Origin of the sequence: Burkholderia sp. SCN-KJ, from assembly GCF_024656005.1 — a bacterium.
GTDB lineage: Bacteria > Pseudomonadota > Gammaproteobacteria > Burkholderiales > Burkholderiaceae > Burkholderia.
Map to the genome: position 1 here is coordinate 250,865 of NZ_JANKOG010000010.1, position 19,516 is coordinate 270,380.

Sequence of the window (19,516 nt, forward strand, 5' to 3'; positions counted from 1 at the left end):
ATGTTTTTGCTCCTATCATCTCGCCCATGACCAATCTGCACGACCTCCGCCTCGCCGTCAGCAGCCTGCTGGTGCTCACCGCGCGCAAGTGGCGCCGCACGAGCGACGCCGTGCTGACCGCGTACAACGTATCCGAAGCCTGCGCGGCGCCGCTGCTGATCGCCGGCCGCCTCGGCGAAGGCGTGCGCCAGGGTGCGCTCGCCGAACACGTCGGCATCGAGGGGCCGTCGCTCGTGCGCCTGCTCGACCAGCTGTGCGCGGCCGGCCTCGCACGCCGCGACGAGGATCCGCACGACCGCCGCGCGAAGACGATCTCGCTGACGGCCGCCGGCCGCGCGGTCACCGCGAAGATGGAAGAAGACCTGCGCGTGTTGCGCGCCCAGGTGCTCAAGGGCGTCACGCGCGCCGATCTCGAAGCCACGCTGCGCGTGCTGAACGCGTTCAACGCGGCCGATGCGCAGCATCCGGCGTCGCGTCCGTCCCACCCCGCCGATTCCGCGTCATGACCTATCCGAGCCTTCGCGACTGGCTGTTCTCGGGCAAGACGTTCGCCGCGTCGATGCTGGCGCTGTACCTCGGCCTGTATTTCCAGCTGCCGCGCCCTTACTGGGCGATGGCGAGCGTCTACATCGTGTCGAACCCGTTCGTCGGCGCGACGCGCTCGAAGGCGCTGTACCGCGCGCTCGGCACCGCGCTCGGCGCGGCCGCCGCGATCCTGTTCGTGCCGCCGTTCGTCGAGACACCGTTCCTGTTCAGCATCATCGTCGCGACATGGTGCGGCACGCTGCTCTATCTCGCGATCTCCGACCGCACCGCGCGCAGCTACGTGTTCATGCTCGCCGGCTACACTATGCCGCTGGTCGCGCTGCCGACGGTGACCGATCCGTCGACGATCTTCGACGTCGCGATCGCGCGGACCGAGGAAATCGTGCTCGGCATCGTGTGCGCGAGCGTGGTCGGCAGCGCCGTGTTCCCGAACCGGCTCGCGCCGACGCTGATCGAGCGCACCGACGCATGGTTCAAGGACGCCGCGTTCTACGGCCGCGAGACGTTGTCCGGGCATATCGCGGGCAAGGCGCTGTCCGCGTGCCGGCAACGCCTCGCCGCGACCATCACCGGCCTCGAATTCCTGCTGAGCCAGCTGAGCTACGACCATGCGCACCCGCGCGTGCTCGCCCGCGCGCAGGCGCTCGCCGGCCGGATGCAGCTGTTCCTGCCGCTGATGTCGTCGCTCGCCGATCCGCTGATCGCGCTGATGCGCGACCTGCACGTGCGCCCGCCGGCGCTCGACGCGCTGCTCGCCGACGCAGCGAAGTGGTTCGACGCGCCGTTGCCGGCCGTGAAGGCCGGCAACGACGGCGACATGGCCCACGACCCGGTCGCGGACGACCTGCGCGAGCGCATCGCCGCGCTGCAGCCGGCCGACGGTGCGCTGACGAGCTGGGACGGCGCGCTGCTGTCGAACGCGCTGTGGCGGCTGCGCCAGGTCATCGACATCTGGCAGGACTGCCGTTCGCTGCGCGCGCTGATCGCGAACGAGTCGGGCGTCTGGCAGCCGCGCTACCGGCACTGGCGGCTCGGCGGCACCGAACGCTTCTTCGATCGCGGGATGATGCTGTTCTCGACGCTGACCGTCGTGCTCGCGATCGTGTTCGCGTGCTCACTGTGGATCTCGTCCGGCTGGCACGACGGTGCCGCGGCCGTCACGCTCGTGGCCGTGTCGTGCAGCTTCTTCGCCGCGCTCGACGAACCGGCGCCGCTGGTGTTCAAGTTCTTCCTGTCGACGGCCGCGAGCGTCGTGTTCGCCGGGCTGTACCTGTTCGTCGTGCTGCCGCACGTGCACGACTTCCCGATGCTCGTGCTGATGTTCGCGGGGCCGTTCATCCTGATCGGAACGCTGCTGCCGCGCCCGCAATTCAACATGGTGACGATGCTCGTCGCGGTGAACACCGCCACCTTCATCAGCATCCAGAGCGCATACGACGCCGACTTCTTCGTATTCCTGAACAGTAATCTCGCGGGTGTCGCCGGGCTGCTGTTCGCGTACGTATGGACGCGCGCGACGCGGCCGTTCGGCGCGGAGCTCGCGGTGCGGCGCCTGCTGCGCTCGGGCTGGGAGGACGTCGCGCGCTCCGCGTCGACGCAGCCGCTCGACGACCAGCGCAACCATGCGTCGCGCATGCTCGATCGCGTCACGCAGTTGCTACCGCGCCTCGGCGCGTCGGACGACCACCGCCATCCGTCGATCGAGAGCTTCCGCGACCTGCGCATCGCGCTGAACGCGCTCGACCTGCGCCGCTCGCGCCGCAAACTGACGGGGGACGTGCCCGATGCGATCGACCGCGTGCTCGCCGGCGTCAACGATCACTACACGCGCTGCGCGGCCGCGAATGCGCGCCAGCCGGCACCGCCCGCGCTGCTCGCATCGATCGACGACGCGCTGCAGCGCGTGGCCGGGCGCAACTTGCCCGGCACTTCCGCCGCGCCGGCGGACGGCGGCACGACGCCCGGCGCGCCCGCGGCGCCGGTCACGCCCGCGACGCACCGCCGGTTGCGCGATACGCTGCACGCGCTCGTCGGCCTGCGCCTGTCGCTGTACCCGGCCGCATCCGCGCAGCCGCCCCAAGCCGCACCGGACGGAGCACGCGCATGATCCCGCTTTCCAACCTGTCTTTCCGACCGCGACCATGATCGGCGAAATCGACATCTTCGGCGTATTCGTGCCGGCTCCGCTCGTGCTGATGCTGATCGCCTACCTGATCAACATCGTCGTGCGCGCGCTGCTCGAACGCGTCGGCTTTTACCGCCTCGTCTGGCACCGTTCGATCTTCGACCTCGGCATCTACGTGTTCGTGCTTGCCGCGGTCGTCATCGTGTCTCACCATCTCGTGGCTAGCTAACCGTGAAAAAAACCTGGCTCTCGGCAGGGCAGATCCTGCTCACCCTGATCGTCGTCGTCGTGGCCGCCCTCGTGCTGTGGCGGATCATCAACTACTACATGTTCTCGCCGTGGACACGCGACGGCCACGTGCGCGCCGACGTGATCCAGGTCGCACCCGACGTGGCGGGGCTCATCACCGCGGTGCAGGTCGCCGACAACCAGGAGGTGAAACGCGGCCAGATGCTGTTCGTGATCGACCAGGCCCGCTACGCGCTCGCGCAACGGCTGGCCGAAGCGACGCTCGCGCAGCGCCGCGCGACCCTCGCCCAGGCGAAGCGCGAATATGCGCGCAACCAGCAGCTCGGCAACCTGGTCGCCGGCGAACAGGTCGAGGAAAGCCGCACGCGCGTCGAGCAGGGCGAAGCCGCCGTCGCCGACGCGCAGGTGTCGCTCGACACCGCGAAGCTGAACCTGCAGCGCACGACGATCGTGAGTCCCGTCGACGGCTACCTGAACGATCGTGCGCCGCGCGTCGGCGAATACGTGCCGGCCGGCCGCGCGGTGCTGTCGGTCGTCGACCGCAATTCGTTCCGCGTCGACGGCTACTTCGAGGAAACCAAGCTGCGCGGCATCCACATCGGCCAGCCGGTCGACATCGTCGTGATGGGCGAGCCGCGGCCGCTGCGCGGCCACGTGCAGAGCATCGTCGCCGCGATCGAGGATCGCGACCGCACGCAGGGCGCGAACCTGCTGCCGAACGTGAACCCGGCATTCAGCTGGGTGCGGCTCGCGCAGCGCGTGCCGGTGCGCGTCGTGCTCGACGAGGTGCCCGACGACTTCCGGATGATCGCAGGGCGCACGGCGACCGTCGCGATGCGCACCGACACGCGCCGCGACGCTAGCGCCAGGCCGACCGCCGGCGCCTCCGCGGCATCCGCACCCGCGGCCGTCAGCGCGACGGGAGCCTCGCAATGAAGCGGCACGGCCTGCGCCTCGCGGCGGCACTCGCGCCGCTCGCGCTCGCACTCGGCGCGTGCAAATCCGTCGGCCCCGACTACAAGCTGCCGCAGCAGGCGTACGTGAATGCGCCGCTCGCGAACCATGCGCTCGACGACGCGAACGGCACGCTCGTGTCGCGCGACGCGGTGCCCGGCAACTGGTGGCAGCTGTACGACGACCGCGTGCTCGACGAACTCGTGCGCAGCGCGCTGAAATCGAACACCGACCTGCGCGTCGCCGCGGCCAACCTTGCGCGTTCGCGCGCGGCGCTGGAAGTCGCGAACGAACAGGGCGGCTTCTCCGGCCGAGCGGAAGCCGCCGTGCAGCGCGCGCAGGAATCGGCCGAACAGTATCTGCTCGAAAACAAGCTGCCGGTCGTGAACGAGGGCGCGGTCGGCATCAGCGTGTCGTACGAGCTCGACCTGTTCGGCAAGCTGCGGCGCGGCGTCGAGGCCGCGCGCGCGGACAGCGAAGCCGTGCAGGCGGCCGCCGACCTCGCGCGCATCACGGTCGTCGCGGACGTCGTGCGTGCATACGCCGAGTCGTGCTCCGCCGGCGACGAGCTCGCGATCGCGAAGCAGTCGCTCGCGCTGCAGCAGCAGCGCGTGAAGCTGTCGCAGCGGCTGCGCGACGCGGGGCGCGGCAACCAGACCGACGTCACGCGCGGCGTCACGCAGGTGCGCACGCTCGCGGCCGACATCCCGCGTTTCGAAGGCCGCCGCAAGATCGCGCAGTACCAGCTCGCCGCGCTGCTCGCGCGTTCGCCCGCTGACCTGCCGAAGGCGGTCGCCGAATGCGAGCGGCTGCCGAAGCTGCGCCAGCCGATTCCGATCGGCGACGGCGCCGCGCTGCTGCGCCGCCGCCCCGACGTGCGCGAAGCCGAGCGTCAGCTGGCCGCCGCGACCGCGCGGATCGGCGTCGCGACGGCCGCGCTGTATCCGTCGGTCAGCATCGGCGCGTCGGCCGGCTCGGTCGGCGTCGCTGCCGACCTGTTCTCGTCCACCACCAATCGCTGGTCGTTCGGACCACTGATCAGCTGGTCGTTCCCGGTCAACGGCCAGCGCGCGCGCGTGCGCGAGGCTGAAGCCGCGACCGGTGGCGCGCTCGCGCATTTCGACGGCGTCGTGCTGAACGCGCTGCGCGAAACGCAGTCGAGCCTCGCGACCTATGCTGCCGACGTGCAGCGCACCGATGCGCTGCGCACGGCCTACGAATCGGCGCGCAGTTCCGCTGACGAAACGCACCGGCTTTATACGGCCGGCCGCGAGTCGTTCATCTCCGACCTCGATGCGACGCGCACGCTGACGAGCGTGCGCGCGCAGGTCGCCGCGGCCGAGGGCCAGGTCGCCGCCGACCAGGTCAAGCTGTTCCTCGCGCTCGGCGGCGGATGGGAAGGCGATGCTGCGCCCGCTGCGGCGCAGCAAACTTCGGCGGCCGGTACGCCGGCTGCTGCGCCGGTCGCCGCAAAGTAAGCGCGCGCGGGGCCGCAGCCGGCGTGCACGACACGTCTGCCGTCCCGCGCCATCGTGCGCGGTTTCGCATGTCCGGTATGTCGATGCCGACGTCGCGCGTCGCCTGCATTGCCGGTAAACTCGTCCGCAGTTTCCGTCATTCGCCGGCCGCCCGTCGGGCCACCCATTTCCCGGAGAGTCATCATGCGAACCAGCGCCCGTAATCAATTCGCCGGCCAGATCGGCGCCGTCAAGCCCGGTGCGGTCAACGACGAAATCACGCTGCGTACCCAGGACGGCCTCGACATCGTCGCGGTGATCACGCATGGCAGCGTCGCATCGCTGGGCCTCGCGGCCGGCACGAAGGCGTTTGCGCTCGTCAAGGCATCGTCGGTGATCGTGATGGTCGACGTCGACAGCAGCAAGGTGTCGGCCCGCAACTGCGTCTCGGGCACCGTGTCGTCGATCGCGAAAGGCGCGGTCAATTCGGAAGTCGTGATCAAGGCGGCGGGCGGCGCCGAGATCGTCGCGATCGTCACCAACGACAGCGTCGATCGTCTCGGCCTCGCGAGCGGCAAGGCCGCGTCCGCCATCTTCAAGGCGTCGAGCGTGATCGTCGGGGTCGAGTGAACGCCCGGTCTACCGCACCGACGATCCGTCGTGCGCCGCGCCCGCAAGCGGCGTGCGACGCTCGACCGGCGCGCGGGCGCACACGATGACGTCCATGCCCGAGCACGCGCATGAGCGCGTATTGCAATCGCTGCTGGCCGGGGCGGGCAACGCCGATTCTCCGGATGCACGTCTGTTCGGCACCCTCGTTGCGGCACGCGCATGCCGCAACGAGCTCGCGCTGCTCGGTCTGTCTCCCGCGCGGTTGAGCGGCCTGCTTGCCCGCCAGTTTCCGCACCTGGGTTCGGACGATGCCGCCGCGCTCGTGTCGGCGGCCGCCATCGCGCCGCTGCCGACCGCGCACGCGCAGTTCGTCGCGACACTGCACGCGCGGTTGATGCAGGATGCGCATTGCGCCGTCGCACGCGACGATGCCGACTGCGTCGCGACCATCATCGCGCACGCGTGCCTGCGCCCCGATCACCTGTGGCGCGATCTCGGCCTCGACGGACGCGCCGCGGTGTCCGCGCTGCTCGACCGCTATTTCCCCGCGCTCGCCGCACGCAATGTCGCGAACCTGCGCTGGAAGAAATTCCTCGCGCAGGAAGCGGCCGCATCGCTCGGCCTTCCGCCCGGGGCCGCCCCCGGATGCCCGGGCTGCGAGGATTTCGGATTCTGCTTTCCCGCGGGACGATAGTCGCGGCGGCGGCCCGCGGCTTGCCGGTGCGCATCGTTCGACCGTTCATGCGCGACATCCGTCCGCACGTTTTCCCGCGCGTTCGTTCGATCGCTGCGCCCACTGGAGGAACCGCCTTGACCGACTTTGCGAGTCCCAATCTGCCGTCGCGCGATTTCGAAGTTACGTCGCTGTTCTACGCGAAGCTCGGCTTCGTCGAAACCTGGCGCGACGACGGCTGGATGATCCTGCGGCGCGGCGACCTGCTGCTGGAATTCTTTTTGCATCCCGGTCTCGATCCGGCCACGAGCTGGTTCAGCCGCTGCTTCCGGCTCGCCGACGTCGGTGCGTTTTTCGACGCAGTGCTCGCCGCCGGCATTCCCGAGCAAACGACCGGCTGGCCGCGCGTGCATCGGCCGAAACGCGAGGCATGGGGCGGCACCGTCGGCGCGCTGATCGACCCGGACGGGTCGTTGATCCGGTTGATTCAGACGAACGACTGACTCGCCACGGTTCGCCCCGTCGATCGACGCCGAAGCCGTGCAGCGGACACGAGCGACGGCCCCATAAACGGTTACCTTGCGATGCGCGTGACACACAGCGCGGGTCGTGCGCCCGTGCCGCGCGATCAGTGTCGATGGCGGTGGTGAATGTCCGGGAAATGCGCGTGACTGTGCGTGATCGGCAGATGCACGTGCGGATGCGTGTGCGGCTCATTGCCGTCGTACGGAAAGTCGTGCGCGTGCTGATGATGTTCGTCGTGCCGATGCCGGTGCGTATGCTCGAGCCGCTCATGCGCATGCTCGTGTTCGTGCCGTTCGCGCACGTGCAGCCAGATGCCGAGCGCCATCAGCGCGGCCGCGATCCAGAACGTGACCGACGGCAGCGCCGGCCAGATCAGCAACGACAGCACGACGCCGAACAGCGGCGCCACCGAAAAATACGCGCCCGTGCGTGCACTGCCGAGATGGCGCAGCGCGACGACGAACAACACGAGGCTGATCCCGTAGCCGCCGAGGCCGGTCAGCATCGCGGCGGCCGCGGCCGGAACGGCGGGCAGCGACGCACCCGTCGCGAGCGCGATGCCGATGTTCACGGGCCCGGCGACCAGGCCTTTCACGCACGCGATGACCATCGCATCGTTCGCGGCGACCTTGCGGGTCAGGTTGTTGTCGATCGCCCAGCACAGGCATGCGCCGGCAATCAGCAGCGCGCCGACCGGCACGCCCGCGCGCCCCGGCACCCACGACAGCAGCGTGCCCCCCGCGACGATCGCAACCATGCCGAGAAACACCTGGAGATCCACGTTCTCGCGAAACACGACCCACGCGATGACCGCCGTCAGCACGCCTTCGAGATTGAGCAGCAGCGCACTCGTTGCGGCCGGCGTGCTCGACAGCCCGAGCATCAGCAGCGCCGGACCCGCGACGCCGCCGGCCGCGATCGCGCCGGCGAGCCACGGCAGGTCCGCGCGCTGCAGCGGCGCTGCGTCCTCGGCCGGCGCGCGGCGGCGGCGCAACCCGCGCAGCAGGATCCCGACGCCCAGGCCGATCCCGCTGCCGAGATAGAACAGGCCCGCGACCATGAACGGCGACATCGCGCCGATCAGTGCCTTGGCGAGCGGCGTCGCGGCGCCGAACAGCGCGGCGGCGGTGAGCGCGACGAGAATCGCGGAATGTCTCGGGTTCATGATGCGGTCTTGGCGTTGGGCGTTGGGCGTACGGAATCGGCAGGTTGCGTGCGATGCGGTGGCGCTTGCGGTTTGCCGGTGCCTTTCAATGTCGGGGAATGTCGGACGAATTGCGCAGGCTTTCAGGTAGCTGTCGCGTCATGCGCAGTCGGCAATGCAGGCCGGCCCGACGATTCGTGCCGGGGAGATTATCGCGTTTGTGTTACGGGTCGCCAACTGACGAGCGGGCGGCCATAGCGGCGCATCCGGACATCTCAACGTCCGTCTCTCGAATACGGCCGCACTTCACGCCTGACAACAGTTCACGTGGGACACATTCGCGTGGGTGCGAATCCGGGTTTCATCTCCGATCCGATTACATTAGGAAAACGAATTATCGTGATTGAACGCAAGCGGATCTGCGTTGGTCACTCGCTCGATCGCGCACGCGTCGACCATCTGCGCGCAAGCGTGGATACACAGTCACGCAGGGCCCGCCTTCGCGGGCGTTCTCCGGATGGGACGGCACCGTGCATTCATGATGCGCGCCGACGCATCCCCCGATGCCTGGTCGCCGCGCGCGCTCGACGCGAGCGACACGTTGCGCAAGCAGCGTCCGCCGACGCGCTTTCGTCGTCGGTTCGATTGGCAGTTCGATGCTGATCGGTGAGACTGACTGGCCGTGCGGCCAGCGGAGGCAGTCCCGACCCGCCCGGACAAGGACAGGTCGGTCCGTCTGTGATGCGCGATATACGCGGTGAAGGCCGGCCGTCACCGCGCATATCGCGCGGCGACGCATCGCGTGCTACTCGCTCGCGGCCGTTTGCTGCTCGGCCTGCGGTGCTGCGTCGGCCGGTGCTTCCACGGCTGCCGGCTGCGGCGCGGCGGCGTCGGCCTGTGCCTCCGCCTTCGGCTGCTGCGGTGCACCCTTCGCTGCTTGTGCGCCGCCCTTGTTGCCCGGACGACGCGACTTCAGCCGGCGCGCACGCGCCGCGTCGTCATGCGTCACGCGCCCGGCTTCGTTACCTTGCAGATCGACCCGCACCGCGTCTTCGACGAGACACGACCAGTAACGATTGCCGCGGCACCACGTGGACATTGCCTCGCGCAGCTCGGCCTCGCTCAGGCCGACGGCTTGCGCCTCGCGGGCGAGATCGTCCCAGATACCGACCTTCAGCGGCACCTTGGGAGCCGGATTCTTCGGGAACGCGCGCGGGAACCGGCGCTGCAGTTTGCCGATCGCGACGATGACCGGATCGACCGGCGTCGACGGCTTCGCCGAAGCGGGCTTCGCGCCGGACGGCGCTTTGGCCCCGGCACCCGATTTGGCCCCACGAGCGGGCCGGTCGCCGGACTTCGGCTTCGCGCCTGCGTCCGGTTGCGTAGCCGGTCGCTTCGCGTTGCGCTCCTGCTTGGCCTTGGCTGCGAGCTGCGCCCGCAATTCGGCAAGTTGTTCAAAACCCATAAATTCAATCCACCAGGAATATAAGGTGTGGTTCGTGCGGCCATTCCGCACATCGGCGTTCGCCGCATCGCCTGCGGCTCGTCTGCACCGATGCGGATCATTGCGGGGCCGCATCGCCACCACCACTGTTTCAGGCACCCGGCCACGATGCCGGACAAAGGCAGGAGTGGAAGTATACCGGTACGCGCGGCAGTCGGTTGACTCACCGGTTCGGATTTGACGGATCCGGGCGGCAGGCAAGGCGTCCGCGCAGTCGTGACGCGCATTATGGCGGTGTTTTCGACAGGTATCGACACACGCGTTACGTAGTGTCGCTTTCTGCACTGTCTCGCTTCAGTGCGCTTCACGTGAAAAGCCCGCGACCGAACATCATCGGCCGCCAGTATCGGCAAAGGCTGACCGGGGTATCGACAAGCTGTTGGTGTCGCTGGGTGTCGCTGCCGCGAACGGCGGCAATGTGGTTCGCAGGAGCGGTGTCCCGCGAATCGTGCGCATCGCCAGTCCTCGCGGCCATCGAACGCGGTACACGAGGCGTCGCGCTCCGGTCGTTGCGCGCAGTTGCGGCTCCGCGGCGGCCGGCTCGATCGTCGCCAATCAGAACACGCCGAGAGCAAGCCCTGCGGCAAGACCCGCGCCGATCTCCGCGCAGCGCGCGAGATCGTCGCTGCCGATCGTCTTCCGCGCGAGGATGCGCTCCGGTGTCTGCGCATGGGTGCAGACGATCAGGCCCGGCGCCACATTCCTGAGCCGCCATCCGGTCGCGATCCGGTCGATCTGGCGCAGCGCGTTCTGTCCGTCGCTGCCTGCGCAGATCATCGCCGCATACGGACGGCCGTTCACCCGATCGAGTGCCGGGTAGTAACAGCGATCGAAGAAATCCTTCATCAGCCCGGACATCGCGGCGAGATTTTCCGGCGTCGCGAAGAGGTAGGCGTCGGCGGCGAGCACGTCATCCGCGCTCGTCGCATCCGCACGCTGCAACCTGACGTCGACGCCGGGTTGCTGGCGCGCGGCATCTGCGGCCGCCTCGGCCATCTGCTGCGTGCCTCCGGTCATCGTGTGATAGACGATCAACAGCGTCTTCATCGGGGTTCGCTCGCGTTCGGTTTCAAATGCGCCCGCCGCACACATCGGTACGGCTCAAACGGGCTAGGTCGACGTGTGTGCCCGGGCCTGCGTTCTTCCGTTGTCGAATGGCACATTCTTCGAGGCGGCAGAAGCAGCGCACATCGAGTATATCGACGCGCCTGTTCCACTCCGCGCTTCACACGATGTGCGGTCAGTCCTGCCCGGCACTCGCACCAGCGCGGTCCGCACGCGCGTAGTACGCAAGAAACATGTCGGCGGCAGTTTCCGCGACCTTCTCCTGCTCCCGCACACCGAGCGGTGGCTGACCCATCGTCACCTGCGGCCAGAACGCGAACGCTTTCACGATTCCGTGCAACTGATGCGCAGCGAATACCGGATCGGTCACCGTAAGCCGGCCGGCCGCTGCGGCCGCGCGAATCCAGACCGTCACGTCTTCTTCGCGCTCGCCCATGCGTTCGACCATGTCGCGCGCGCGTTCCGGCGAGTGGATGGCCGCACCGATTGCGACGCGTGCGAGTGCGAGAAACGCTTCGTCGTTCAGCAAGCGCAATTTGCGGCCCAGCAGCGCGAGCAGTTGATCGCGCAACGGCACGTCGGCGCAGTAAGCCGGCGCGCCGGCGGTAAGCGTCGCGTCCCACAGCTGATGCAGGATCGCCGCGAACAATGCCTCCTTGCCCGGGAAATGGTTGTAGACGGTGCGCTTCGACACGTCGGCGCGCGCGGCAATGCGATCCATGCTGGTTGCGTCATAGCCGGCCGCGAGAAATTCCTCGATCGCCGCGGCGAGTATTGCCGCACGCTTTCGGTCGGTCAGGCGCTGGGGAGAAGTGCTCGTATCCATACAAAAAATTTTACACCGCTGAGTTTACTTTTCCCAGGGATTAACTACACTGCTCGGTGTACTTTTATTTCTGGACGAATCGACATGGCTTCGCCTCTCGTTTTTCTTCATCGCGTACTGGGTTTCGCCGCCGCCAGGCGTGGCCGCACGCTGTCCGGCGAGTCGCCGCAGCACAATGGCGAACGCTTCAGCAACGTCGCACCGCGACCGGTCGAAGGCTTCGGCAAGACGCTCGGTATCGCATGGAACATGCTGGTCAACAAGCCGCGCAACACGGTTCCGACAGGCGCATTGCCCATCGATTCACTGACTCGCGAACAACTCGACGCGGCCCCCGACCGCAGCCTGTATCGGCTGGGGCATTCCACGCTACTGTTGAAACTACGCGGTGAGTTCTGGCTGACCGATCCCGTATTTGCCGAACGTGCATCGCCGTTCCGGCGCGTCGGCCCCAAGCGCTTCCATGCGCCGCCGATTGCGCTCGAGGACCTCCCGCCGTTGCGCGGCGTGATCCTGTCTCACGATCACTACGATCACCTCGACCGTGACACGGTGCTCGCGCTTGCGGCCACCACTGGCGTGTTCGTCACGACGTTGGGCGTCGGCGACCGCTTGATCGAATGGGGTATCGACTCGCAGAAGGTACGCCAGCTCGACTGGTGGCAGAGCATCGACGTCGACGGCCTGACGCTGATCGCGACACCGGCACAGCACTTCTCCGGGCGTAGCCTGTTTGACGGCAACAGCACGCTGTGGGCGTCGTGGGTCGTCATCGACGACGATCTGCGCGTGTTCTTCAGCGGCGACACCGGCTATTTCGACGGTTTCCGGACAATCGGCGAGCGTCTTGGGCCCTTCGACGTGACGCTGATCGAGACCGGCGCATACGACCCGCAATGGCCGTACGTGCACATGCAGCCGGAAGAAACCGTGCAGGCGCACATCGACCTGCGCGGTCGCACGCTGATGCCGATTCACAATGGCACGTTCGATCTCGCGATGCATCGTTGGCAAGAGCCGTTCGAACGCGTCACCGCGCTGGCAATGGTGCATGGCGTCGAGCTGTCAACGCCCAGGATGGGCGAGCGACTCGATCTGAATGAGCCGCATCGCGGCGAGCGCTGGTGGCGATCGGTCGATGAGCCGGCAAAGACTCCCGCAACGAAGACACGCCGGTGGCAACCGTGCGCATCGCAAGCGACGAAGTAGATTCGATGGCCGCGACGGTTTCTGGGCGGAAACGTCGCGGCGGTGAATTTTCGTCGCGATACGGGGCTTGGTAGCGAACGCGTTGTTGATGGTCGGTGACGATGATCGGTGAGGCCGGAAATCTGACCTCCGGCGCCATTCGAGATAGATGCGGTAGAGACGGCCGGCCCGATGGTGCCAATGTGCTTTACCTTCTTGATGCAGATTCTGCAGATCCCGTTTTCGTATCCGCTGCGATAGACGTTGGCCGAGTCCATTGGAGACGGTCATCCGAGGTCGTCTAAGAATCAGTATTAGCTCGACGCAGTCTTGGGCGCTCCGTAAATTCAACATCGGCCAAGGCGCCCGCTTCGATTTCTCCCACCACCCGCAGATTCGCAATTCGGCACCGCCGGGGCAGCGCGTTGTCACGTGACAACTGGCGATGAAGAGAGGAGTCGCATTTCTTGAATCCCCGTCGGTTTGTTCGGCGGGGCGTCGCAGGTCGGCGGCATGCCAATCGCCTCCTTAAAGCGGAACGTATTGCCCACTACAAAACACGTTTCTATTGATACGATTTTTCCTCGTTTTCCGTCGCTTGATCCCGATAGTATGCTCAAGATCCATGCGCCCCCCATTTTACCCATCAATCACGTTCGGCTTGCGTGAAACAACATGAAGAAAGTGGCGCAACTGGTTGCTAGACAAGGGTTTACGGAGACGGACCTTTTTGGAGAAATGTTTCACGACCCTGCCGATTTCGCGTCATCCCCCTCGCCGACATGCATGAATTCGCCCTTACAGCCGTCGCGCGATAAAGATGCGTGAAACGATGCCGATGCCGATGCCGATGCCGATGCCGATGCCGATGCCGATGCCGATGCCGGCCACCATTGAATCACTCGGTGACACAACAAAGCTCCGAATATCAACCCTCACCCTCCCTTGCCGCGGCATCGTGATCATGGCGAATGCGGATCGGTCGGATTTATTAGGGCCATATCAAAGCCCCCAACACCCCCGCCTGACATGTCGGGCAGATATTGAGAGCCGCGCAGTTCAAAAATGCTAGTGCACCCAGCCGCCCGGCCAGTACCGCTCACTCGCACATTCCAGCTCTCACAACATGTTCGTTTGGCTCACCAATGAAGACGCTGCAGCGGTATCAGGCAGGTCATTCCGACACGAGACCTCAGCGGTTGTCACGTGACAACCGTCCGACTCGAACGGCTCGCCGATTCCGTAACCTGGCCCAGTCGACCACGTCCGTTTCGTATATCGCGCGGGTTTCTTCACGCTAGCGACTTCTGTAGTGGCTGCATTGCGGCAAGCGAATCCGTCCGAAATCGCTACTGAGCCGGGTTGTCACGTAACAACCACATCCGTCGCAGTCGCAGTCGCAGTCGCAGTCGCAGCACCAGCACCAGCACCAGCACCAGCACCAGCACCAGCACCAGCACCAGCACCAGCACCAGCACCAGCATATCTGAGTGCAACCGCTGCAATGAGGAAAGAGAAAGAAAGAATTCCCAACGAGTCCACTGCACGTCGAATCTGCATATTCCCCGTCGACGTGCATTTGCGGTCCTAGCCATCCGCATCGACTTGTCACGTGACAACTGCAGATTCCGACGCCGTTCAAGCTCGCAAGTAGTTGGAAAACCTGCCCCGGCATTTCCAAGACGATAACGAAATCACCTTTGGAACCCGCACCGCAATTGTTGTCGCTTCCGCCGCTGAATTCCTCAGCACTCCATTAGCACGTTCCATCTCGCATGAAGTGTTGTCCGTTTTTATTTTTCAGCCGATTTCGATTCAAGAAACAATCTGCTAGCCATTTGGCCTGCTTGTCACGTGACAACCCCATCGATCAGAAAATTTCTTGGCCCATCTAACACTTTTCTGGACTTTTCAACAACAACTGCATATATTACGCAAAACTCCTTGGAGGAATTTAATGGCTTTCAAGATCGCCGTTAGTAATCAAAAAGGTGGTACTGGAAAGACGACCATCTCCGTCAATATCGCGGCGGCCTTCGAGGCTGGCGGCAACAAAGTCGCCTTGATCGATGCCGACCCTCAAGGCACGTCGGTCAGATGGGTCACGAGCGGGGAAAATACGCTCCCGATGACGGTTCTGTCATTGGCCCCCGCCGGTCGCGGCATCGGCGGCGAGATCAAGAAGCAGGATGCAAATTTCGATGTGATCGTCGTGGACTGCCCGGGCAACCTCGAAGACCCTCGTATTGCGTCCGTGCTGGAAGTCGCCGATTTCTGCCTCGTACCGCTGTCCCCGTCGCCGGCCGACCTGTACAGCACCGTCGCGATGATTCGGATGATCGAGTCGATGCGCGCCGTTCGGAACCCGAATTTGTCTTCCGCGCTGATGCTGAATAGCGTCAATGGAAAAACTAAAATGCGTGAAGAAATTTTAAAAATTCTAAGGGCTGAAGAAATAGGGGAGCATCTGCTCGACAGCCAGATCGCGCAGCGAGAGGTCTACCGGCAGACGTTCGCCCTCGGCACCACGATCCATCATCACAATCGATACCTGAAGGGGCTGAAAGAAGCCCGCGCGGAAATCGAGCGGTTGGTCACCGAAATGGCCCAATACATCGCGTCGACGCGCGCTACCGGAGCCGCTCATGGCTAAGGACACCTCAAAAGAGAAGAAGCCGACCGGCAACCTGCATCTCGCGGCCGGCCTGCTGCGCGGGCTCGCGCAGGAAAACGCGGCGCTCGAAACGCGCCTGCCGGAGCCGGTTCCCGCGTCGAATCCCGCCGCCGAAGCCGCTTCCCCCGTCGCCCCCGCCTCGACCACGTCCGCCGACGCGATCGACCTCGGCGCGCCGCAGAAAGTCGCGGTCAAGGACTGCATCCCGAACCCGTTCAACCCGCGCGTGTTCTATTCGGAATCGAGCCTGCACGAGCTCGCACTGACATTGAAGCGGGAAGGGCAGATCGAGCCGATCAAGGTCACGCGGCTCCCGGAGTTTCCCGGCAAGCTCGTCGTGATCGACGGGCAACGCCGCCTGCGCGCGACGAGCATCAACGGCGACGAGACGATCAACGCGACGTTTCGCACGGACCACACGCCCGAGCAGCTCTACACGATCGCGTATCGCGCCAACCACGACCACGAGCGCCAGACGATCTTCGACGATGCGGTCGCGTGGAAGCGTCTTCTCGACGAAAAGGTCTTCCCCGACCAGAACACGCTCGCGGAAAAGATCGGCAAGGACAAGGCATCGATCAGCAAGACGCTGTCGCTGAACGCTCTGCCCAACACGCTGCTCGAACGGATGGCCAGCGCGAACGATGTGGTCGGCCTGCAGGCGGCGTACTTCCTGAAGCTGATTTTCGAGCGCCTGGGCGAACCGGCTGCCGACCGGCTGCTCACCGCGGTGATCGACCGGAAAAAGTCGGTGCGCGACCTCGAGAATTTCCTGCGCGCGCAGAGCGACGGCAACAAGAAGGCGGGGCGCACGCGCTACAGCGTCCGTCACGATTTCGCGCTCGAATCACGCGCGATCGGTCAGCTGAAGACCTATCCGGACGGGCGTCTGGATCTGCAACTGAAGGGGGTCGATGCGTCTCACCAGGAAGCACTCGCCGACCGGCTCAAGACCGTAATCGACGCGTACGTCGCCGAACTGGCAGAAGCCGCGCAAAAGTAGCCGCGCCAAGACAAAGGCCTCGCGCCTGCACGCCACCGCCCAACCGGATGAAGTCCGGCGCGCGGCGCATGCCAGGCTGCGAGGCCTTGATCAGTTGGTCGCGAGACTGCTTTTCAGCAGGAATTCCAGCAGGTCGTCCGAGGTCGGTTCGCCCCAGGTGTCGATCGCCAGCCAGCGGAAGAAACTGGTTTGCGCCAGCTTGCTCGCCTTCTTCTTCGGCGACAGCGTGAGATCCTTCGAACCGGCCACCGTCTCGTTGTAGCGCTCGATCAGCTTGGTCTGGTCGTCGATCTCCAGTTCGCGGAAATACGCACCGGCTTCGTCGACCTTCGCCGCCAGGTATTTGTCGCGAATCTGTTCCTGCTTGCTCTGCGCGGATTCCTTTGCCGGCGCGGCCGTTTCGGTCCCCTGACCGTCGGCCAGCGTATAGCCGTGTGTCAGCGCCTTGCGGAAATACGCGGCCACGTTGTCGACAGGGGCTGCATTCTTCTTCGTAGTCCGATTGAGCGTATAGGCGATTGCCGCCTTGATGCGCTGCACACCGTACTGCGTGATCAGCCGGCGCGCTTCCGAACGCGGGATGCCGAACTTGGCGACTTCGTCGACGAGTGCTTCGTTCTTGACGTCGCCTTCCTCGACCATATCCGCGCTCTGCTTGCGTGTCACCTTGAACTGGACGGCCTCCACGCTGCGACCTGACTTGTGTTCGATCAGCTCGAGCGTATGGTCGGAAACTTCGTTCACCTCCTGAATGCACGGCACCAGGACCTTGCTCTTGAAGAGCTTGTACTCCTTGTACGATTGCGATGCCTTGTCCTGACCGAGGATGAGATCGCGGAATTTTGGCAGCGGAATCTTCGCCGTGATGCCGATCCCTTCGTAGCGCACCGTGTTTTCCCACAGCGCAAGCGAGTGCGAGCGCCGAAACTCGCGCGCGATCCGCATATCGATGAGCGCATAGATCTCCGGATTGAGCAGCTCGCTGCGAATCTGGTCGGAGAAGCTGTACTTCAGCACCGATTGCTCGAGCTCGGCGCCGGCGAGCAGGCCCGACGCCTTCCACACCGTCGACCGGTCGGCCGCAAGGTAGTCCCAGTTGACGACGGTACTGATCAGCGAGTTGACCGTGTCCTTCACGTATTTCGTGTTGTTGCTGTTCAACCCGCTTTCGTGCGAGAGCGCGGCGATCGAGATCGAGAAGCTCGTCCGGCCGGGCTCGAACGCTTCCTGGCGAAGGGCATTCTTGATCAACGAGCTGAACATCTTGCGCTGCTGCAGCCCGATCTTTCCGGACTTCGGAGCGATATGAATGGCCTGGACCGCCTTGCGCAGCAGATCGGGAGGCTCGGGCGTCTGAAATAGCGAAACCTGCTTGTCGGAGCCTTTGATTGCGGGCTTGCGCGGCATCGTAATGTCCGGAGAAGGTGACCGTGTTGATGGCGGACTTTATACCTTTTCCAGCCACCGAGCAACGCCTCTTTCTACAGTATCACTTTCACTATCGATGCTAACATCCCGTCACAAAAGGAAAAACCCAGGTTTTCCTATTTGTTCGGAGCCCCATATCCATATACCTTTCGGTCAAAAACAGCTCCCAAAACCTTCTACCTGTGTGGTCTGTCGCCAGGATCCGGCATGGGACTTGCCCTATCAAAGGTACCCATTCATGGGAAACAATCGGCTCCAACTGGATTGGCGAACCCGATTCGTGGTGCCCTGCAACACGATCTGCGTTCCTCCCATAACGCGCTACCTTCAACACGCCCCATGAATGGGTACCTGTCGAAATCCAACGGCGTGGCGTTTTGTCTTCAACTGTGCCCGACAGGCGAAAATGCTCCCCATGGATGACTACCTTCAGATTCCCCCACAGAAGGTAACCTTTCTACCGGCCTGATCCTGTTTATGGGACGCCACAACCAAAGGGACGACCCAAACGAGATCACGCGGTCAATACAAGCACCCATAAACGACTACCTGAAGTCCGTCCCATAACCGGCAACCCTACACGAAACGCTGTGCCCGGAGGCACGGACGGATCAGTTGAAACGCACCATAAATGGCTACCAATGGATTCCCCCATAGAGGGCTACCTGAAGTGTTTTTGGGCCGAATTCCCATAACAGGCTACGCGTGCCCCATATCCACAACCCCGATTTCCCACAACCCGGTACCCGATTCCCCAAATCCACAGACCTGAAACCCCATACTCTTCCGCCTGTGCTCCCATAAATGGGTACCGAACACCTGTCAAACCCTTACCAGACAAGGCTGTGAGCCGTCTAAAAGTAGTTAAAGAAGTAAACGTTGTTTACCAAAGATGTAAACACACGTGTGCCTGTGCAGAAAAGCAACCCCCATAAACCGCTACCAAAGGGACTCCAACGGGCTCGACGGGCACAGCAATCCGGGTCTCCCAGCCTGTGGATCCGCGATATTTGGCCCCATTCTGCAAGCCTCCTAGGCCCGACAAGGCTTCGCACGGGGGTGAGTACCCACTAACTAACGCTCAAACGTAGAAACTTATGGGAAGGAATCCGCGTTTCCAGGACATAGGTTCCCATCTATGGGATCGGAAAATGCCCACGGCGGGAAGTTTCTCCGTCCGTGATTACCCGTAGGCGAGGGCCATCGCACCCGCACAGGAATATTGCGGGTACGCATCAGGGAAGTGAGAAATGACCGGAATTCATCCGCAAGCGGTTTTTTTGGCGACTGTGCCCGCGCTTCCATGGATAAGTCTTCGGCTATCGCGCGGCTGCTCGTCCGACACTTTTCAGTCAGCGACTAGTGCGCGGACGAAACCCCCAGGCCTCGCTCAGTTCATTTGACCTCATGGTTTTCTACCTTTGGGCCCGTATCGAAATCGGTACAGTATCTCGACAGGCCGGACAAGAACTGCATCCCTGTGCCGGTCGTGACGACAATCAAGCGCGTCTCGGTCGCGGCGATCCGGCATGGTTCCGAAACG

The 19,516-nt window shown here is 64.5% G+C and carries 18 protein-coding genes; 12 read left to right on the forward strand and 6 right to left on the reverse strand.

Features of this window, described 5'->3' with window-relative positions; translation table 11 throughout:
• Positions 1-26: 26 nt before the first annotated feature.
• From NQV17_RS18955 to NQV17_RS18990, 8 genes are all read left to right on the forward strand, one after another.
• Positions 27-506 carry a MarR family winged helix-turn-helix transcriptional regulator gene (locus NQV17_RS18955; RefSeq protein WP_257773438.1) on the forward strand — a complete coding sequence of 160 codons (480 nt, stop codon included), beginning with the start codon at positions 27-29 and terminating at the stop codon, positions 504-506.
• On the forward strand, positions 503-2,653 hold the full coding sequence (locus NQV17_RS18960) for an FUSC family protein (protein WP_257773439.1): 2,151 nt from the start codon (positions 503-505) through the stop codon (positions 2,651-2,653). The genes NQV17_RS18955 and NQV17_RS18960 overlap by 4 nt, the downstream gene beginning before the upstream one ends.
• Positions 2,654-2,687: 34 nt before the next feature.
• Positions 2,688-2,900 (forward strand): DUF1656 domain-containing protein, encoded by a 213-nt coding sequence (locus NQV17_RS18965; RefSeq protein WP_044849171.1) that lies wholly within the window; start codon positions 2,688-2,690, stop codon positions 2,898-2,900.
• A gap of 2 nt (positions 2,901-2,902) precedes the next feature.
• On the forward strand, positions 2,903-3,856 hold the full coding sequence (locus NQV17_RS18970; RefSeq protein WP_257773440.1) for an HlyD family secretion protein: 954 nt from the start codon (positions 2,903-2,905) through the stop codon (positions 3,854-3,856).
• Positions 3,853-5,352: an efflux transporter outer membrane subunit gene (locus NQV17_RS18975; protein WP_257773441.1), complete on the forward strand. Its 1,500-nt coding sequence runs from the start codon at positions 3,853-3,855 to the stop codon at positions 5,350-5,352. Before NQV17_RS18970 ends, NQV17_RS18975 begins: the two co-directional genes overlap by 4 nt.
• Before the next feature lie 183 nt (positions 5,353-5,535).
• Complete coding sequence (locus NQV17_RS18980; protein WP_124489331.1) at positions 5,536-5,961, forward strand: molybdopterin-binding protein; 426 nt, start codon at positions 5,536-5,538, stop codon at positions 5,959-5,961.
• A gap of 85 nt (positions 5,962-6,046) precedes the next feature.
• On the forward strand, positions 6,047-6,637 hold the full coding sequence (locus NQV17_RS18985; RefSeq protein ID WP_257773442.1) for a nitrogen fixation protein NifQ: 591 nt from the start codon (positions 6,047-6,049) through the stop codon (positions 6,635-6,637).
• 116 nt (positions 6,638-6,753) lie between these two features.
• A complete protein-coding gene (locus tag NQV17_RS18990; RefSeq protein ID WP_257773443.1) occupies positions 6,754-7,119 on the forward strand; it encodes a bleomycin resistance protein in 366 nt (121 codons plus the stop codon).
• 125 nt (positions 7,120-7,244) lie between these two features.
• On the opposite strand, the gene NQV17_RS18995 is transcribed toward NQV17_RS18990, so the two are convergent.
• Positions 7,245-8,306, reverse strand: a complete 1,062-nt coding sequence (locus NQV17_RS18995) for a DMT family transporter (RefSeq protein ID WP_257773444.1) — start codon at positions 8,304-8,306, stop codon at positions 7,245-7,247.
• A 517-nt stretch (positions 8,307-8,823) separates the two neighbouring features.
• Between NQV17_RS18995 and NQV17_RS19000 the strand changes: the two genes are divergently transcribed.
• A complete protein-coding gene (locus NQV17_RS19000) occupies positions 8,824-8,955 on the forward strand; it encodes a hypothetical protein (protein ID WP_257773445.1) in 132 nt (43 codons plus the stop codon).
• Between the two features lie 135 nt (positions 8,956-9,090).
• Here NQV17_RS19000 and NQV17_RS19005 read toward each other — a convergent pair whose 3' ends face one another.
• The 3 genes from NQV17_RS19005 to NQV17_RS19015 form a co-directional block, all read right to left on the reverse strand.
• Positions 9,091-9,750 (reverse strand): ProQ/FinO family protein, encoded by a 660-nt coding sequence (locus NQV17_RS19005; protein WP_257773470.1) that lies wholly within the window; start codon positions 9,748-9,750, stop codon positions 9,091-9,093.
• A 594-nt stretch (positions 9,751-10,344) separates the two neighbouring features.
• Positions 10,345-10,836, reverse strand: a complete 492-nt coding sequence (locus NQV17_RS19010) for a flavodoxin family protein (protein WP_257773446.1) — start codon at positions 10,834-10,836, stop codon at positions 10,345-10,347.
• Between the two features lie 193 nt (positions 10,837-11,029).
• Positions 11,030-11,680, reverse strand: a complete 651-nt coding sequence (locus NQV17_RS19015; protein WP_044849163.1) for a TetR/AcrR family transcriptional regulator — start codon at positions 11,678-11,680, stop codon at positions 11,030-11,032.
• Between the two features lie 84 nt (positions 11,681-11,764).
• On the opposite strand from NQV17_RS19015, the gene NQV17_RS19020 reads away from it, so the two are divergent.
• Entirely contained in the window at positions 11,765-12,889 is a 1,125-nt protein-coding gene (locus NQV17_RS19020) for an MBL fold metallo-hydrolase (protein WP_257773447.1), read from the forward strand.
• 1,328 nt (positions 12,890-14,217) lie between these two features.
• Here the strand turns inward: NQV17_RS19020 and NQV17_RS19025 are convergent.
• Positions 14,218-14,415 (reverse strand): hypothetical protein, encoded by a 198-nt coding sequence (locus tag NQV17_RS19025; protein ID WP_257773448.1) that lies wholly within the window; start codon positions 14,413-14,415, stop codon positions 14,218-14,220.
• 410 nt (positions 14,416-14,825) lie between these two features.
• On the opposite strand from NQV17_RS19025, the gene NQV17_RS19030 reads away from it, so the two are divergent.
• Complete coding sequence (locus tag NQV17_RS19030) at positions 14,826-15,521, forward strand: ParA family protein (protein WP_006759638.1); 696 nt, start codon at positions 14,826-14,828, stop codon at positions 15,519-15,521.
• Entirely contained in the window at positions 15,514-16,545 is a 1,032-nt protein-coding gene (locus NQV17_RS19035) for a ParB/RepB/Spo0J family partition protein (RefSeq protein WP_124893800.1), read from the forward strand. Before NQV17_RS19030 ends, NQV17_RS19035 begins: the two co-directional genes overlap by 8 nt.
• 90 nt (positions 16,546-16,635) lie before the next feature.
• On the opposite strand, the gene NQV17_RS19040 is transcribed toward NQV17_RS19035, so the two are convergent.
• Positions 16,636-17,952 (reverse strand): replication initiation protein, encoded by a 1,317-nt coding sequence (locus NQV17_RS19040; protein ID WP_044848821.1) that lies wholly within the window; start codon positions 17,950-17,952, stop codon positions 16,636-16,638.
• Between the last annotated feature and the right edge of the window lie 1,564 nt (positions 17,953-19,516).

Coding starts and splice junctions, on each gene's coding strand:
- NQV17_RS18955 (WP_257773438.1), top strand. CDS start 27: ATGACCAATCTGCACGACCTCCGCCTCGCCGTCAGCAGCCTGCTGGTG.
- NQV17_RS18960 (WP_257773439.1), top strand. CDS start 503: ATGACCTATCCGAGCCTTCGCGACTGGCTGTTCTCGGGCAAGACGTTC.
- NQV17_RS18965 (WP_044849171.1), top strand. CDS start 2,688: ATGATCGGCGAAATCGACATCTTCGGCGTATTCGTGCCGGCTCCGCTC.
- NQV17_RS18975 (WP_257773441.1), top strand. CDS start 3,853: ATGAAGCGGCACGGCCTGCGCCTCGCGGCGGCACTCGCGCCGCTCGCG.
- NQV17_RS18980 (WP_124489331.1), top strand. CDS start 5,536: ATGCGAACCAGCGCCCGTAATCAATTCGCCGGCCAGATCGGCGCCGTC.
- NQV17_RS18985 (WP_257773442.1), top strand. CDS start 6,047: ATGACGTCCATGCCCGAGCACGCGCATGAGCGCGTATTGCAATCGCTG.
- NQV17_RS18995 (WP_257773444.1), bottom strand. CDS start 8,306: ATGAACCCGAGACATTCCGCGATTCTCGTCGCGCTCACCGCCGCCGCG.
- NQV17_RS19000 (WP_257773445.1), top strand. CDS start 8,824: ATGATGCGCGCCGACGCATCCCCCGATGCCTGGTCGCCGCGCGCGCTC.
- NQV17_RS19005 (WP_257773470.1), bottom strand. CDS start 9,750: ATGGGTTTTGAACAACTTGCCGAATTGCGGGCGCAGCTCGCAGCCAAG.
- NQV17_RS19010 (WP_257773446.1), bottom strand. CDS start 10,836: ATGAAGACGCTGTTGATCGTCTATCACACGATGACCGGAGGCACGCAG.
- NQV17_RS19015 (WP_044849163.1), bottom strand. CDS start 11,680: ATGGATACGAGCACTTCTCCCCAGCGCCTGACCGACCGAAAGCGTGCG.
- NQV17_RS19020 (WP_257773447.1), top strand. CDS start 11,765: ATGGCTTCGCCTCTCGTTTTTCTTCATCGCGTACTGGGTTTCGCCGCC.
- NQV17_RS19030 (WP_006759638.1), top strand. CDS start 14,826: ATGGCTTTCAAGATCGCCGTTAGTAATCAAAAAGGTGGTACTGGAAAG.
- NQV17_RS19035 (WP_124893800.1), top strand. CDS start 15,514: ATGGCTAAGGACACCTCAAAAGAGAAGAAGCCGACCGGCAACCTGCAT.
- NQV17_RS19040 (WP_044848821.1), bottom strand. CDS start 17,952: ATGCCGCGCAAGCCCGCAATCAAAGGCTCCGACAAGCAGGTTTCGCTA.